The sequence below is a fragment of the Pseudomonas sp. CVAP#3 genome (genome assembly GCF_018986375.1).
In the GTDB taxonomy this organism is placed as follows: Bacteria; Pseudomonadota; Gammaproteobacteria; order Pseudomonadales; family Pseudomonadaceae; genus Aquipseudomonas; species Aquipseudomonas helvetica.
In genome coordinates this window covers 70,886-86,230 of the sequence record NZ_JAHMSC010000010.1, presented here as the reverse complement: position 1 = coordinate 86,230, position 15,345 = coordinate 70,886, and the positions used below count along the sequence as shown (strand labels likewise).

Annotated in this window: 19 protein-coding genes; all 19 read right to left on the bottom strand. The window is 60.9% G+C overall.

All coding sequences use genetic code 11. The features are described from left to right. Position 1: 1 nt before the first annotated feature. Entirely contained in the window at positions 2 to 883 is an 882-nt protein-coding gene (locus KRR23_RS18220) for a baseplate J/gp47 family protein (RefSeq protein ID WP_216743624.1), read from the bottom strand. Continuing rightward, positions 880 to 1,206 carry a GPW/gp25 family protein gene (locus tag KRR23_RS18215; RefSeq protein WP_216743623.1) on the bottom strand — a complete coding sequence of 109 codons (327 nt, stop codon included), beginning with the start codon at positions 1,204 to 1,206 and terminating at the stop codon, positions 880 to 882. The genes KRR23_RS18220 and KRR23_RS18215 overlap by 4 nt, the downstream gene beginning before the upstream one ends. 5 nt (positions 1,207 to 1,211) lie before the next feature. Continuing rightward, positions 1,212 to 1,463 carry a hypothetical protein gene (locus KRR23_RS18210; RefSeq protein ID WP_216743622.1) on the bottom strand — a complete coding sequence of 84 codons (252 nt, stop codon included), beginning with the start codon at positions 1,461 to 1,463 and terminating at the stop codon, positions 1,212 to 1,214. Positions 1,464 to 1,517: 54 nt separating this feature from the next. Continuing rightward, positions 1,518 to 2,081 carry a phage baseplate assembly protein V gene (locus tag KRR23_RS18205; RefSeq protein ID WP_216743621.1) on the bottom strand — a complete coding sequence of 188 codons (564 nt, stop codon included), beginning with the start codon at positions 2,079 to 2,081 and terminating at the stop codon, positions 1,518 to 1,520. Beyond that, the gene (locus tag KRR23_RS18200) at positions 2,078 to 2,590 is read right to left on the bottom strand and encodes a hypothetical protein (protein ID WP_216743620.1); all 513 of its coding nucleotides are present in this window, start codon (positions 2,588 to 2,590) and stop codon (positions 2,078 to 2,080) included. The genes KRR23_RS18205 and KRR23_RS18200 overlap by 4 nt, the downstream gene beginning before the upstream one ends. Beyond that, complete coding sequence (locus KRR23_RS18195; protein WP_216743619.1) at positions 2,583 to 3,248, bottom strand: hypothetical protein; 666 nt, start codon at positions 3,246 to 3,248, stop codon at positions 2,583 to 2,585. The genes KRR23_RS18200 and KRR23_RS18195 overlap by 8 nt, the downstream gene beginning before the upstream one ends. Beyond that, complete coding sequence (locus KRR23_RS18190; RefSeq protein WP_216743618.1) at positions 3,245 to 3,565, bottom strand: hypothetical protein; 321 nt, start codon at positions 3,563 to 3,565, stop codon at positions 3,245 to 3,247. Before KRR23_RS18190 ends, KRR23_RS18195 begins: the two co-directional genes overlap by 4 nt. A gap of 2 nt (positions 3,566 to 3,567) precedes the next feature. Next, complete coding sequence (locus KRR23_RS18185; protein WP_216743617.1) at positions 3,568 to 4,563, bottom strand: major capsid protein; 996 nt, start codon at positions 4,561 to 4,563, stop codon at positions 3,568 to 3,570. A gap of 62 nt (positions 4,564 to 4,625) precedes the next feature. Next, entirely contained in the window at positions 4,626 to 4,970 is a 345-nt protein-coding gene (locus KRR23_RS18180) for a head decoration protein (RefSeq protein WP_216743616.1), read from the bottom strand. After that, positions 4,967 to 6,121, bottom strand: coding sequence for a head maturation protease, ClpP-related (locus KRR23_RS18175; protein WP_216743615.1), 1,155 nt, complete (start codon positions 6,119 to 6,121; stop codon positions 4,967 to 4,969). The genes KRR23_RS18180 and KRR23_RS18175 overlap by 4 nt, the downstream gene beginning before the upstream one ends. Then, a complete protein-coding gene (locus KRR23_RS18170) occupies positions 6,118 to 7,596 on the bottom strand; it encodes a phage portal protein (protein ID WP_216743614.1) in 1,479 nt (492 codons plus the stop codon). The genes KRR23_RS18175 and KRR23_RS18170 overlap by 4 nt, the downstream gene beginning before the upstream one ends. Beyond that, positions 7,596 to 7,802 (bottom strand): phage head-tail joining protein, encoded by a 207-nt coding sequence (locus KRR23_RS18165; RefSeq protein ID WP_216743613.1) that lies wholly within the window; start codon positions 7,800 to 7,802, stop codon positions 7,596 to 7,598. Before KRR23_RS18165 ends, KRR23_RS18170 begins: the two co-directional genes overlap by 1 nt. A 1-nt stretch (position 7,803) precedes the next feature. Beyond that, positions 7,804 to 9,828 carry a phage terminase large subunit family protein gene (locus KRR23_RS18160; protein ID WP_216743612.1) on the bottom strand — a complete coding sequence of 675 codons (2,025 nt, stop codon included), beginning with the start codon at positions 9,826 to 9,828 and terminating at the stop codon, positions 7,804 to 7,806. A 4-nt stretch (positions 9,829 to 9,832) separates the two neighbouring features. Next, positions 9,833 to 10,435 (bottom strand): terminase small subunit, encoded by a 603-nt coding sequence (locus tag KRR23_RS18155; RefSeq protein WP_216743611.1) that lies wholly within the window; start codon positions 10,433 to 10,435, stop codon positions 9,833 to 9,835. A 166-nt stretch (positions 10,436 to 10,601) separates the two neighbouring features. After that, a complete protein-coding gene (locus tag KRR23_RS18150) occupies positions 10,602 to 10,946 on the bottom strand; it encodes a phage holin family protein (RefSeq protein WP_216743610.1) in 345 nt (114 codons plus the stop codon). A 191-nt stretch (positions 10,947 to 11,137) separates the two neighbouring features. Beyond that, entirely contained in the window at positions 11,138 to 11,620 is a 483-nt protein-coding gene (locus tag KRR23_RS18145) for a hypothetical protein (RefSeq protein ID WP_216743609.1), read from the bottom strand. Positions 11,621 to 11,948: 328 nt separating this feature from the next. Continuing rightward, positions 11,949 to 14,645 (bottom strand): bifunctional DNA primase/polymerase, encoded by a 2,697-nt coding sequence (locus KRR23_RS18140; RefSeq protein ID WP_216743608.1) that lies wholly within the window; start codon positions 14,643 to 14,645, stop codon positions 11,949 to 11,951. After that, the gene (locus tag KRR23_RS18135; RefSeq protein ID WP_216743607.1) at positions 14,642 to 14,845 is read right to left on the bottom strand and encodes a TraR/DksA C4-type zinc finger protein; all 204 of its coding nucleotides are present in this window, start codon (positions 14,843 to 14,845) and stop codon (positions 14,642 to 14,644) included. The genes KRR23_RS18140 and KRR23_RS18135 overlap by 4 nt, the downstream gene beginning before the upstream one ends. Further along, entirely contained in the window at positions 14,838 to 15,326 is a 489-nt protein-coding gene (locus tag KRR23_RS18130; RefSeq protein WP_216743606.1) for a phage regulatory CII family protein, read from the bottom strand. The genes KRR23_RS18135 and KRR23_RS18130 overlap by 8 nt, the downstream gene beginning before the upstream one ends. Between the last annotated feature and the right edge of the window lie 19 nt (positions 15,327 to 15,345).

Genomic DNA, 15,345 nt, shown 5'->3' with positions numbered 1-15,345 from the left:
ATCAGCCCGCCAGCTTCACGGTGTAGTCCGTACAGAACGCCGCCTGAGCCTTGGACGGGGCCAAGTCCTGCCAGCCAACCAACTCAACCCGAGAAACACCGGCAACGTGCAACTGAGCGTCTACGCCGGACCGTGCAACCTCAACGCCCAGCCGCTTGCGCGGATTGATCCAGGCCGCCAATCGACTTTTCGCCTCGGCCAAACTGGCATCCGCTTCGGGGCCGGCGCTGGCCATGTGCAGAATCGCGTTAATTTGGTAGCGGATCACCTGGGCGCTCTGCACCGTCACCCGATCACCCAATGGCCGCACGTTTTCGTCATTCAGCGCGGCGGCCACCGTGGCCAGCAGCTCCGACGACGCCTCGCCTTCCCCGTCCAAACCCAGCACCGTTACCGTAACGCAACAAGGCGCCGGACTTTCGGCCGTGGCATCCGCCACCAATCCCGAGGCGTTACGCGCGTGCAGGATGTAGCTGTTACGCGGGCCGGCCGTGGTCAGCCCCTCATAGGCCAACTGGATGCGCTCACGATATGGGTCGTCTTCTTCTTTGACTTCCGGTACCGGCGGCACTGCCAGCAGATCCTCGGCCTGAATCACCAGGCGCGGCAGATTGACATTCGCCCCCAGGTGATCGAGGTCGCCGCGAATGGCATGCGCCAGTAACAGCCCCTTGCCAGCGTCATTGACCCGGGCGCGGTTGCCGACCTTGATGTAAGCAGCGACCTCCAGCACCTTAACCACCGGATCGCTTTCAAGGGCGGCGGTCCAGTTGCCGCCCATGTACCCGCGAAAGACACCCAGCTTTTCCTGATACATCTCCTCGAAGTCCAAAGGCTCCAACACGGTCGGCGCCGGTAACGACGACAGATCCACGATACTCATACGGCTACCTCCAGCGTGACGCCGTCGCCCCGGTACTGCCCGACGATTTTCAGGTTGATTTGCCCGCCGATAACGGAAATGACGCGCACCTGATCCAGTTTCAAACGCGGCTCCCAGCGTCCCAGGGCGCGGGCGACTTCCGCCTGTACGGCACTTTTCCAGCCCTCATTAACGGGCAAGTCAACAAACCGCCGGAGCTTGCTGCCGTACTCCAGCCGATGCCGGCGGCTGCCCAACGGCGTGCCCAAAATGTCTGGAACGGATTGCCGCAAGTGCGCGATGCCGGAAATGGGTTGGCCGGTGTGGCGGTCCATTCCGATCATCTACGTCACTCCTTAAACGGTTCGAATTCTTCGTTGGTTTTCAGGAACTTGACGGCATCGAGGTCGGACACCGGAACCTCTACAACCGCCTTGTTAACCGGTAAGGTGCGGTCGGTACCGGGAACGATCAGCAGCCGCGACGTATAGACCTTGTCGCGAAACGTCAATCGCTCCGGTGTCGTTAGCAGTAGCGGTTCCCGCATCGGTGATGCAGACACCTGTTCCTCGGTGACAAGCGTGTCAACGATCTTGGCCATGTGTTTCTCCAGGCATGAAAAAGCCCGCACTGGGCGGGCTGTCGTGAGTTGAAATTAATGCGAGTGGTGGTTGCTATTGCCACCGGCGTCGATGATCGCGCCGGCACTGGTGATGCCCTTCGTGACGTGTAACGCGCCGTCGATCATTACCGCCGCTTTCAGGTTGATGTTGCCGGTGGTCACGTTCACGGCGCTGTCCGTGATGACCGCTTCCGTGCTGGCAACCTTGATGCTCACCGTGCCACTGGGCATGGTGATGCTGTAGCTCTTGGCCTGCCAGTCGTAGATCAGCGAACCGCCATCATCAAACCGCCAGACTTCCACATGGTCGCGGTTATCTGGTGGGGGACCGGCACTACCGTACAAGCCAGGGATAAACGTGCCTTGTGACACGTCACCGCTGGTACTGATCAACGCCCCCTGCTCGCCCATGGACGGCGCCCGCCAGTGCCTGGCCTTGCCGGCGGCGATGCTGTACCAGCGCACCCAGGCGCTGATCCACTCGCCATCGGATACGCGACACACCGGCGGGGAGGCAGCCAGATCGACAGCCACCACAAAACAATCCTTGACCACTCCCGCGAGCATGCGGTCATGCTGGGCGGTTGCGTAACTCACGGCAGATCCTCAGGCTTAAATGGGCCATCACCCGGGTCAACGTCGAACACCAGCATGCCCGGCGGCTGATCAGGCCAAGGCCACTCCTCGAGGCCGAGGTACACCTGTTGAGTCCACTCCACCAGCCAGACGGTGTAGCCATCCAATACCGGCTGGGTCCAGTCCTGCTGGGCTTGCACGAACTCGGCCGGATCGACCGGCAACCCCCACGTCTGTGCACGCAGCAACACGGCAAGCTGGGTCGCCAATTGCACGGCCTGTTGATGATGGTGCGGCTTGATCGGGTCGACGATGATGCGGGCCTCGAACTTACAAACCAGGGAGGTTTCGCCAGTGCCGATATCGGTACCCGGTTCGATCTCGGCCAGTTCCAGAAACACCGCTGGCAACAGCACGCGATCTGAAACGTTCGGCCAGGCTGTGACAGCCTGAACGCCCGGCAGGTGGGTACGCAGATGCTGTTCAACCGCCTGATAAAGTTGGTCCAGGCTGAAGGGTTCGTCAGACATTGCCTATCCTCTTGAGGTACTTCTGCAGCTCAAAGTTGAGTTCTTGTTTGAGAATCGCCAGCAGGATCTCATCTGCCTTTTTGACCCAGCTTTCGAAATGCGGCCGGGCTTGTTCCAGCGACACCTTGGCCTTGGCCAAGGGGAAGCGACTGCCGTGTTCGGCGACCCACCCGGAACTCGGCCCCCGACCGGGAGATACTGTGCTGTCCGGATAGTCGTCCGCGTTAAAGTGCTTGCTGGCCGTGCGAATCCAGATATCGGGCTTGTTGCCGTAGACTTTCTTCAGGAACGCCCCCTGGTAACGCCGCCCCGCCACCGACACGCCGCTGCCGGTCTGTCGTGCTCGGCCGATCCGGCTGGACTCGATAGCGTTGAGCCCAAACCACAGCTTGCCGCTCGAAGCCCCGCCGGACACCGGGTAACTGCGCAACCGCTGACGCACCGCCGCAACGGCAATGCGTTCTTGCCGGCTGACGGCTCGGGCGATGTGCGTGCGCAACCTTCCCAACGTCTTGTTGATCGCGCGCCGGTGCGCCGTTGCCGCAGCCTTGGGTACCAACTTGGCAAAGTCCTGAAACGCCTGAAGCTCCGTGGCCGAGGACTGGATGGAGATCATCCCGCCGCCGGCCGAGGGTTTGAAATGGCTACCAACACTCATGGGCGCATCCTCAGAATCAAGGCGACCAGGCCGTCGCCGCTCGGCTCCAGCTGAAACAAGTCGTAGTCGCCACCGCCATCCAACGCCGGCAATTCGATACGAACCAACAGGCCCGGCTCCAGGCCATGCGAATCGCTGACGCGGATTTCGAACCGAGGCTCACGGAGCCCGGTGTTGAGCTTGCCGAACTTCGGCTGCAGCCAGGGCGCGGCAAACATTCCGAACACCGGTTCTTCGCGACCCTCGATCCGTGCGGTGTCGCCCAGCGTTTCGAACACCACCGCGTCGACCTCGGCGACCAGGTCGCGAAAGCCCACGGTCAGAGCTCCAGCAGGATCTGGGCACGTGGTCGGGTGCACAGGTGCAGCGGGTTGGACTGGGCTTCACCGGCCATGCCTTTGTTGAACGGCAGCGGCTCGATCATGCTGTAGTACGGGATACCCTGGGTGTTGACCGTTTCCATGTAGTCAGCCGGTGCGAACACCGAGATGTACAGATCCGGCACACCCTCAGGGACCAGCAGCGCCTTGTCGTCGTGGACGAAAGACACACCAGCGACTTTGCCACGGTAGCGCTCCCAGATAATACCGCCGAATTCGAAGCTTTCCCGGGCGTCGCCCCGCAAGGCTGCCGCCTGCTGGCTGTTGAGGTAGGTCTCTTTGACCGACTTGTGAACAATCAGCTTGTTCCAGAAGTTTTTGCCGCAGAAAGCGCGGGAACTGGTGCTGGTCACGCTGCCAAGGGCATCTTCTTGCATATCCAACGCTTCGCCGCATTTGACCCGCAGCTCCGTGCTCGGGTCGGCCAAGCCCATGGACAACTTCTGACGCTGCACACCGAAGCGGTCATACAGGTCCAGCAGCACCGTCGAACCATCGGCATCGAGAATCAGGCCATTCAGTGCACCCATCCGCTGGAATTCATGGGTCGCGTCCAACTGACGGCGCGCTTTGGCCAGACGGGTATTGACCACGTCTTGCACCGCTTGCAACTCAGTGCGGGTACCGAAGGCGCGGATGCCCTGGATCTCGTCGGCCTTGATGGTGAAGCGCTCCGGCAGGTGCACGGTGTTGAACGGGATCAGGTTGCGCTTACTGGCCGCGACCACCAGGCCAGAGCCACCCCGTTCACCGGCAGGCACCAGTGCGAGGGTGTCGCCGTCCTTTTCGATTTGCACGGTCAAGGTGGTGATGCCTTCCTCGCTGAACAGACCCAGGGCGCTGATGCGGCCCGGCAGGTAGGGTTGATCGTTGAGTGCAGCAGTCAACGCGGTAACGGTAAACGCTTCGTCGTCAAAAATGGCGATCTCGGCCATGGGTACTCTCCAGAAATGAAAAAACCCGCTCAAAGCGGGTTGGGTAAACGTGACTGACGGACTTAACGAACGATCAGGAAATGGGTCGCCAGATCCTTTTCGGCCTCAGGGTCAAGTCCGGTCAGGTGCGCTTCGCTGACTTCAGCCAAACGCACCACGGCGCGACCACGACGCACAATGTCCGACTCGCCCAGTGGCCCGTAAAGGATCGCCACGGCAGACTGGGTACCGTCTTCGGCGGTCGGGTGATACGGCGCGAACTCACCCGTGGCCGTCACCCAACCGAGGACTTGGCCCGGGTTCAGCGCAGGGCCTGCGGCAACGTTGATCGTTTCCCGTGAAATGTTCCCGGCGCCCTCGGACAGCAGGAACTCACCCCCGTGGATCGGCTCTTTTTTGATGGTCATTGTCTTGCTCCTTTCGCGCCGTGCGCAGTTCCGGACTGAGCCGCTTGTCGCGAAGCCCAGATCGAGGTTGGATCAGGTTGTTTGGCCAGCACCTTGGGTGCTGGGTCGTTGTCCAGCGGCAGACTGTTGTCGATTTCAAAGCCCTTGCCACTGCTGACAATCTTGTCGAACAGTCGCGCTCGAACAGCCGCTGCATCCAGCCCCGCTGAAACGTACTCGGCACTGAATTCCGGTAAGCGCGCCGCCACGCAGAGGTCATTCACCGCCTTGGCGCGTGCCAGGCCAGCCAGAACGATCTCTTCGCTTTCGAGCTGGGTCGAGCTGAGCAGCGGCTCGACCAGGTTGCTAATGCCCGCCGCCGTGCAGCGCTGGGTGATCATCAGTGCCAACTTGGCCGAGTCGACCACCACCGGCACCAACGGCGGATCGATCGGCTCCAGGTCCGGATCTGCTTCGGGTGGTTCGTCGAGTTGAGCCAGCAATTCGGCCGGCGCGTGCTGGTAACGCTGTAGCACACCACCCTGGCCGAGGCAGGCCTTGACCTTGATGCCGTCGCCGACTTCATCGGCCAGGCCCAGCTCTACCGCTTCATTGGCGGTGAGCCAAGTTTCAGCGGCGACCAGCCGACGCAGTTCGACCTCATCGATGTCCGGCGCCTTTGCCTTGTACGCCGCAATGATCGCCTCCATCGTCTGATCAAGGACGTCGGCCACTTTGCGAAAGTCTTCGGCGTCCCCTGCCGCATAGGTCCAGGGGTTGTGGATCATCAGCATCGCATTGGCTGCGATCACGACCTTGTGCGCGCCGCACACCGCCACGCTGGCCGCACTGGCGGCCAATGCATCGATACGGCCGGTGCAACGCTCGCCCAGACGTGACAGCGCGTTGTGCATGGCGAGCCCGTCAAACAAATCACCGCCGATGCTGTTGAACGCCGCGATCACCTCCGAGGTGCCGTCGTCCATGGCACGCAGGTCCTGCACGAACTGATTGGCGGTGATACCCCAGGCGCCGATCTCGCCATAGACGAAGACTTCGATCACTCGCTCGGCGGCCTCGCCGCTGGCCTGCACGGCATACCAGGTTTTGTCCTGAACCTGCACCTGCTGGCCTGCCCGGTTGTAAACGCGCGGTCGCGCTTTCTTGCTCATGGTTGCTCCTTGTCGTCGGTTGTTTCGACGGCATCCAGGGTGTTGTAGTTGAGGCCCAGTGCTGTGGCCCGCGCCAGATCGGCGGCGTTTTCCTGATCGACCGTTTCGGCGTCGTAGCCGGTGCGCAGAACCATCTCGCTGCGCGAGGCAAAGCCGGCCTGCACTTCCATCCGTCGAGCCTGAACATCCTGTACAGGTTGGATGTAGGCCCAACCTTGCGGCACCCAACGGGTACGCAGGTAGTCGCGGCGCTTTTGCGCGTAATCGCCCAGCACCAGGACACCGGACAACACGGCCATGTCCATCCAGGCCGCCCGCACAGGGCGGCAGAGCTGGTGGACATACACACTGAATTGCAGTTGTTCCAGGCGGCGTCGAAACTCGTTGAGCACCACACGTAGCGCCCGGTCGTTGATCCCACGCATGTCGCCGGTGAGGATCTCGTAAGGCGTACCAGAACCGGCAGCTGCGGCCATCAGTTGCTGCCGCATGAAGTCCGGATAGTTGTTGCCCGCATCCGGTGGTTTGGAGAACTCCACCTCTTCACCCGGCCCCAGCTCCTGCATGGTGCCGGGCTCCAACGCGACCATCGGCGTGAAGCCATCGCGATCCGGGTTAAGCGGCGCGCCGGTCACTGGATCTCTGGGAACCGGCCCAGACTCTGGCGTGGGCCGTTTGATAAAGCCGGCAAACAGGTTGGCCACCTCCTGGCGGAACAACACCGCGTCATCGTAGTTGTCGAGACTGCGCAGACGCTTGAGCACCGGTGACAGGCGCGGAACCCCGCGCAGTTGGCCGGGTTCGACCGGCTCAAAGATGTGCAGCACCTGGGCCGCCGGCACGCGTACCAGCTGGTTGTAGCCTACGTTCAGCGATGCCGCATCGCGTGGATGTGACAGGTACATCCAGTACGCCACCCGCTTGCCGCCGGGGTTGAACTCGATCCCGGCGCGGATGGTGTTACCGGTTTTGGTGGTTTCGTACTTGTCATGCGGCACGAACTCCGGCGCCAGAATCTGGAGCTGCAGCGGAACCGCCAAGCCTTCATCCAGGCTCCGAGGACGCAACCGCACAAAGCACTCGCCCGAGGTTTCAACCGTGCGCGCCACCAGGGCTTGCTGGCCGTAGAAGTCGGTACGCTCATCCGCATCCGATTCATCGACCCAATCCGCCCAGAGCTCCTGCAGCAGTTTGCGTAAAGCATCATCGTCGGTCGTCGGCCGAGGGGTGATGCCCGTGCCTATCAGGTTACTGACACGCTTGTCGATCACGTTGAAGGCGTACGGGTCATTGCGAACCGCTGCCCGGGAGCGGGAGCGCAGGTTGCGCAATGCCGGGGTGTTGATGCTGTTGATCCCGTTGTCGGGAGCATCCCAGCCAGCGGAGCGGCGGCCCTCTCCGGCGCCTTCGTAGCTGGCCTTGATGTTCGACGGCAACACGAATCCGTTACGGGTCAGCGTCGGATAACGAGCCATTAGAGTCCTTTGCCTCCGTGGTACAGCCGAACCGCACGCGAACGTGGCCCGGCGGCGCTGGCCAAGGACGAACGAATCTCTTCGCGAGCCTTGAGGAGCTCATCGACCGTGCGGTACTCCACGGTGCGGTCGGTATAGCGCACGACTTTTTCACCACGTGCGATGGCCGCCTCAACTGCATCGAGGTGCTTCTGGGTAAATGACATATCAGCGTCTCTTCAGGTAACCGCTGCTGGAGCTGCGGCGTTGAGGTGGTGTTGCTGCTGGTCTCGATTGCACGACCGGAGCAGCGATTGACGGAGCCGGTTGCGCGACAACGGGCGCTGCTTGATCGGCACTGCTGACCCGTTCGCCTTGAACGGGCTTGATGCCCAGGGCTTCGTCAAACAATCCGGACTGTGCCAGGGACTGACGCACACGCTCCCAGTCGTGTTCCTTGTAGCGATTCAGGCCCAGGTAATGCGCCATAGCCAGGCAATACACCATCAGGTCGAGCGCTTCGTTGCGCTCGGCCTTGCCTTTGACCCACTCGATGCGCTTGTGACCGCGCACGTAGCGGGCGACCTTGCGCTCCGCGACGCACTGGTCAAAGAAGTCGTCCGGCAGGTCATTGGCGAAGTGCAACGCGCCCGGCCCGGACTCGAACGGGTAGCGGTTGTAGATCCAGTCCTTCGCCGTGTCGGTACCCACGAACCAAAGCTCGGCACCGTTGCGTTCGGTCTGGCCTTTCCAAGTCACGTCGACCATGGACGGGCGTTGAGCAATGACCGGCTTGCCGGGTTTGCTCGCTCCCTTGATTGCGAACACATTGCGCCAGCGACGAACGCGGCAGAACTGGTAGACCTCATCGGTGTGGTGACCACCGGAGTCGACGGCCACCGCGAGAATGCCAAGACCGACACCGCACGGATGGCGATATTTAGCCTTGAGCAATTCATCCAGCGCCGCCCAGGTGCGGTCGTCTGCAGGATCGCCCGAGACCACCTGATAATCCACGACCCAACGCTCCATGCCGACGCCCCAGCCCATGGCCATGAACTCCAGACGGTTGGCCTGAACGTCGACGGCACCGGTGATCATCATCACCGCCGCCGGCAGCGAGCCGAGGGTGTAGCCTTCCAACCGCGCCCGCTGTCTGAGCACGTCCGCTTTGGTCTGCTCTTGAGCCGCATCCCAAACCTTCGCCAAACGGGTGTTATAGAACACCTGCATGGGTTCAAGATCGCCTTTGGCCTGGGCCTTTTTGGCCTTCTCGTATTGCTTGGCCAGCGACTTCCAATCCATCCAACCCAACGGCGAATACAACGCGTTGAGGTGGAAGCCTACCGTCTCACCGTCACCCTCGGCGTGGGCGCGCCACTCGCCTTTGGCGAGCATTTCACCCTTGTGGTACTCATCAATCAGCACGTCACAGTCCATTCCGGACGCCGCACACTTGTAATGCACTACGCTAAAGTCGGCCGAGTAGAGAAGGTTTTCCCACTCAAGCACCTGCATGTGACCACAATACGGGCACGGCACGTAGTAATGACGCTGGTCACTACCGTCGAACAGATCAGAGATTCGCGAGGCGCCCTTGATCGTCGGCGAGCTGGAGAAATAGAACTTGGCGTTGCGGCCAAAGGTGCTGCCCCGGGTTTCCGCCAGCTCGATGGGATCGCCCTCCTCGCCGATGTCGACTTCCCAGCGGTCGATCTCGTCGCCGTAAACGTAGCGCGCCGATAACTCCGACAGGTTGGCCGCCGATCCGGCGGTGGTGACATACAACGTACCGCCCTCGAACTCCTTGGTATCCATGGTATTGCGCGAGTCCCGCGACCGGTTGGCCGCCACTCGCTCCCGCAGTACGGGCGTGGCCTTGATCGTTTTGCCGATCCGCGACGACACCCGTTTGGCCAGGCCGAGGCTGGGCAGCAGCGCCAGGATGTTCGACGGCGCCATGTGCATCAGGCCGCCGATCCAGTTCAGTCCGATCTGGGTTTTCATCAACTGCGACGCGACCATGGTGATCACGCGCTTGCAGGGGTGAGCCGGCGACAGACAACGCATAGGCTCGCGGGCATACGGCGTGCGCGAGGTGCGGTACTGGCCTGGCTCAGCGGCACCGGTGTCACGCGGAATCCGCATGTACTCGTCGGCCCACTGATCGATCCAGACGTCCGGGTCGGGCCGTAGCCCACGGAAATACGCCTCGCGGTACACCTCTGCACCGTCAGGAATTTCCGTGGGCATGGGCTTAACTCGTGGTCAGTGCGTGTTCAAGGTCCGCTGAAGACATGCGTTCGGCGTCTTCCAGCGAGCGGCGAATAGCCGCCGTGAGGTGTTTTTCGATTTCCCAAGGGTCGGTCATGGATGCCAGTTCGGGAGCCAGTTGTGGAGGCATCCCCAACAGTTGATCGCGCAGCATGCGACCGGCGTTGTAGGCACCTGTCTGAACAGCCGACAGAGCCACCAGCGAGCCCTTGGCCTTGTGCAACTCGATCTCGGCGAGCTGCGCCAGGTTGTGCTCGCGCAGTGCGCGGGCCTTCTGGAAGTCGGGGAGCTGCCCCGCAGGGGTGATCGCGAGCGGCGGCGCAGCCGTTGAAGTCGGCTCGGCCTGACTGGATAGCTGGCTGTAAACGTCACGCTGAAGCCGGTCCTGATGGTGGCGGTCAGCGACGGCGATCTTGCTGGGGTCAGCGGTGTCGCGAATCAACGCTTCGCTAGCCGTTACATCGACCTGTTTACCATCGGCGCTCAGCACCAAGCGGTTGTTGTTTTTCAACCAGGTGATGTAGCTGGGCGCCCTGCCGATCCGAGCCGCGAAGGCGCTCTTCGACAGGTACGTTGGTTCTGTCATAAGCCCTCCTTTCAACGGCTTTTCAATGGGAACCTTTCAATTTCAATGGATTGAATTTCAGTAAGCTGGCAACCCTGCCGCTAACACTTTCCCGCGGGTTTCCGACCCCGTACCCCTCAAATAACCCCAGGGTCCCCGGCAGATTTCGGCGCCCCAAACCGGTGCATTACCCCTGCTCACCACTAACCGGTGGCACTTCGGAAACGCCCAGCCGCTTGGCAGCCCACCGCTCGTAAAGACCGATGGCGACATCGGCGCCGGCCATCGCGGTCAGGCAACCTAAGCTGCCGGCCGTCCAGATCGTCATGCCCGCGCCGATCATCAGCATCATCGCCGACACGCCGCAGACAATGCAGGCCCCGGATCGAAGTGCCAGGCGCCGCAACAATGCCCAGCCCCGCGCCCCGTCTTTATCTGCTCGCCACATTTCACCGGATACGCCACCGACCAAGGCCAGGACGATCACTAACCAGATCGGCATCTCTGCCAGCGCTTGCTGCTCATTTGTCATGTTGTGCCTCAAGTGGAAGAGCGTGCCAAACACAAAAAGAAAACCCCGCCGGAGGGCAGGGTTCTCAGTGTCGTGGCGCTTGCCAGGACGGAGTGCACAGCACGTGCTCGGGGGAAGCGCCGAGGCGCAGAATTCATATCTTGGTGACTTTTTACCCCCAGAGTACGGAACCGAAAAGAGGGCATTTTCGGTTAACCGACTCGACGCAACTTTGACGCAACTTTGAGGAGACTTTGAGGTAAAACGCCCCGACCAGCGGTAAGCCACTTGCGTGCATCTTTGCGTTCGGCCAACACCTCAAAGAGTCGCACATGAAGACTGTGCACAAGGTCGTAGTATGTTTGCTTCGCTTTGGACACATACCCCAGCTCATGCATCTGCGAAATCCAAGTCGGTGCCGGGTCGTCGCCATAGCGCAAGACCGCCAATTGCTGCAGCCTTTCTCCCCGTCCATCTTGTCGGGCGATCTCGGAAAGAGCCGCACCGACTTCCTGAGCAACTGCATCAGGCCCCGCACCAGCCCCCATAATGATCCGAGATCCGGGAGTGCCGCGCGGTGCACATCCGCCCCACTCGATGATCGTTGCCATCGGGCTACCCATGCCACCCACCTCACCATTACGCCGAAGTTGCTCGCCCCAGTGCTTCAGCAGCACTTCCATTGCCTCGATCATCGCCCTATCCCCCGAAAAACCGAACCCAACACAAAAAAACCACCACCCAACACAAACCCAACACAACTAAATCCCTTTAAAATCAATATCTTTAACAACATTGTGTTGAGTGTGTTGGGTTTGTTGGGGTTTTCTGCCATCGCATAAGAAAAAACTCTTCCGGTTGCCAACCATTGAAATAACGTCACGCAGGCGCGCACGCGAAGCCAAACCCAACACACCCGACACAAAGCCCGGAAAGACGCGAAATATAAGGGTCCCAACTGTGCTGGGTAGCCCAAACCAACCCGACACGCACCCAACACACCCAACACACTTTTAGGCGTAGTCATGCGGCAGCCGCCTTGATGTGGTCCCAGCTGTCCACGTGCCAGCCCGCAAGCCGCGCCTTGGCCCGCCAATTGACGACCATCACACCCAGCTCGGCCGACTTCAGTGATGGGGGCGGGGAAGCGTCCTGGTCGACAGGGAAGAAGAACGCGCCGAACTTCCGGTTGTTGCCATCGGTCCAGGGAATCGAGCGCGTCTTGTCCACCTCGGAGCTGATAAACAGCGAAAACTTCGTCTGACTCATCACATGCTCTTTGTTGCGCTGACACCACTCAAGGAACAGCGAATACAAGTCAGTGGACAGACACGGCCCCCACATACCCTGGCCGAGTTCGTTGTACTTCCACAGGTGCAGGAACGTTTGCCACCCGGCCCGACTCAATGCCACCAAACGCTCACGGGCATCGGTCGAGGGCGGTCGCGTCCGCTGGTTGAAGTCACCCAGATCGACCGACAACAACCAACCGTACAGCGCTGCGACACCGCCCTGCTCCAATTCCCGCCCGATCGCCTTTTGACGTTCAACCGGTAAGGTTTCCATAGGCCACATCACCAGCATCCGCCGGTCACTGTCGCTGATTGGCCACGGCAAAATTTCGTTGCTCAGGAACACCGCGTTCATATGGTTGGCCTCCTCCCAACCGTTGATGAACTTCGATTCCATCCGAACCGTTTTACCCGTGACCAAGTGTTTGATCTTGCCCACCTGGTTGTAACGCTGATCACGACTCACCACCTCTTCAAATACCGCCCACAGCTTGCGGCTTTGCCAGGCGTTGAAATTGCTCTCCAACTGAGTCTGCCCCACCGTCGCGGCATACTGGCCGTACAGCGCGCCCAACGTGTCGGCAAAAAACAGGCTTTTACCTGAGCCCTCCATAGTCGAGTGCATCAGCACCGCGGTATCCATCTTCGCGCCCAGGTGCTGAAGCGGATAAGCCAACCAGCGCGTTAGCCACCGAGTCGCGTCTTCATCATGGTTACACAGGAACGAAATCAGCCACCGCAAGTTGGCGCAGGCTTCATCGTCCCTGACCGGCTCCAGCGGCAAGCCGTCAAAGGTATTGATGTACACGGCCGGGTCTTTGGTCATCGTCGGGTCAAACACAATGTGCTCGACATCCACCGTGCGCCGCTCACTGCTGTTCAGCCACAGCGGGTAGGTATCGCCCAGCGCCATCTTCACCGCGCCCTCGGCAATGCGCCGCTTCTTCTCTCGATCCCAAACGTCCTTGGTCCCATCGATATACACATAACGATCGGTTGGCGGCATGCCCAAGGCTCCACCCTTCTTTCCCGCCATGCGTCGTGACTGCTCGATATCGCGAACATGGTCATCGGAGATCAATCGTTTTTCCGTATTGTCCAACCACTCCTTGGCCAGCGGCTTGCCCACTCGAGCCTCAAAAGCCGACTTCTTCATCACCCGCGATTGATCGCAGTCCCACACATGCGTTGTGCCCTCAACCAGCGCAAATCGACGCAGCACCTGGTCAATCGTCAGCGCCTCCCCCGCGCCCCCGTCTGGAGCCGGAGCGGCCTCGCTGGGCGCGCTGTCATCGACCTGGCTCGGCTCACTCGGGTCACCAGATGGGGTGGGGGGAAGATCACGCGGATCCGGGCGCGACGAATACTGCATACCCAGCAACCGCGCCGCGTCCTTCACCGCCCGCGCCTGATCGCCGCCATGCTGCAGCAAACAGAACACCTCGAACGCATCGTTCTGATGTCCGTTCGCGAGCGGATCGGCTCCGTGGTGCGAATACACCTTGTCGTCGCTGACCGTCACACCCGGCAGCCCGGTGCTGCTGTGTGGATACAGCCACTTACTGCCACGCTTGATGTAGTCGTGGGCACGCAACAACTCTTCAACGTCGTGGCAGCGATTGAACTCATCGATCACCGACGGCTTGCCTGCCGCTGGCGGTGCCCGCTTGATGACCTTGGCCACCGGCTTCTTCGGCTTGGGCGCCCACGGGCACGCCGCTTCGGCATCGCGTTTGAAGAGGTCCCAGTTTTGCCAGATCGCCAACAGCTCGGTGGTCAGCGTGGGCAAACCGTCCGTGGTGTTCGGCGGCGTTCGCCAGGTGTATGGCTTGCCGGTGCCCGGGTGAATCGACGGCGGGAACACATCCTGCACCGGGCCGGCGCGCAGCTCGAACACCGTGAAGCGCTTGTAGTCCTCGGCTTCTGCCTGTGCCGCCGCCTCACCTGCCGTATCGCCCTGCTCTTTCGCCGCTTTGGCTTTGGCCCCCAGCGCCTTGAAAATCGAACCGTCCGGGTCATTTTGATTCGGCCACGAAAGCGAATGCCGAGTCAGATCAACACCCTCCGGCAGCTTGAACAGCACCCGGAAGCGCAGCGGGTTACCCACAATGGTCGGATACACCACCGCCATCGCATCCAGATCGAGACCCAGCTGCTCGTACAACACGTGCCGCGTCCACTGCACGTCATCCACGTCCAACGAACAGACACGACTCGGCCCCAGCACGACGCCCAGGTTGTGCTTGGGGTTTCTTCGCCAGAATGCTTCGGCAGCTATCGGGTCGGTGATGTAGCCGCCCGGCTTGTTCCAGCCCTTGCCCTTCGGACCTTTCTCTCCGGGCTCTATCGGGACTAGCGCCCAACCAAACGTATCGATGTAGAACTGAGCCCAGTCAGCAGTAGGCAATCCATTGTCTTGATCACTCATCTGCGCCGCTCCCGTAACCCCTGACAACTGACGCAGGTTTCGCAACCCACAATCGTCTGTTGCCGAAGTAACGGGATCGGTTCGTCGCAGTCCTCACAGAACTGCGCACTGACGGCGCTCGCCGGACGCTGACGGCGCTCAAGGGCAAGTTGCAACAGGTAGTCGGCGTGATCGTTAGCCAGGTCGATGACATCAGCCATGTTCATGACCCTCCATCGCCAAACGTGCACCGGCCATGATGCCCAGCACCGCCTGAATGACGTCGACCCCATACTTGGCCAACTCGGCAACCTCGTGAGGCTCCCAAACGTTATCCGCTGCCCCGGCATGCATACTGGAAACAAACTCGCCGGTTCTTTCGAGCAATTTGCCCACTGACTTCAACGCCTGGGCAGTGGCCGGTACCGGAGTCGGCTTGTACCAGACCACTCCCGCCGGACGCATCAATGCATCCAACAACAGTGGGCTTTTGGTCAGCCTGACAACCTCTTCCAGTTCATCGGGACTCAGCCACCGACGTTCCTCGTTGAATTTGAGCTTCTTCTGCAGTTCGTCGTAGTCCATGCACATCGCATGGCCCAGCGCCGTGATGCCGCCGTGATAATCGCGCCCGGCACGATAAAGCGCCTCACGCAAAGAAAGGACCGGGCCAGCGCCCGGCAATAGATCTGTGCGACTCATAACCGTAAATACCCCGTTT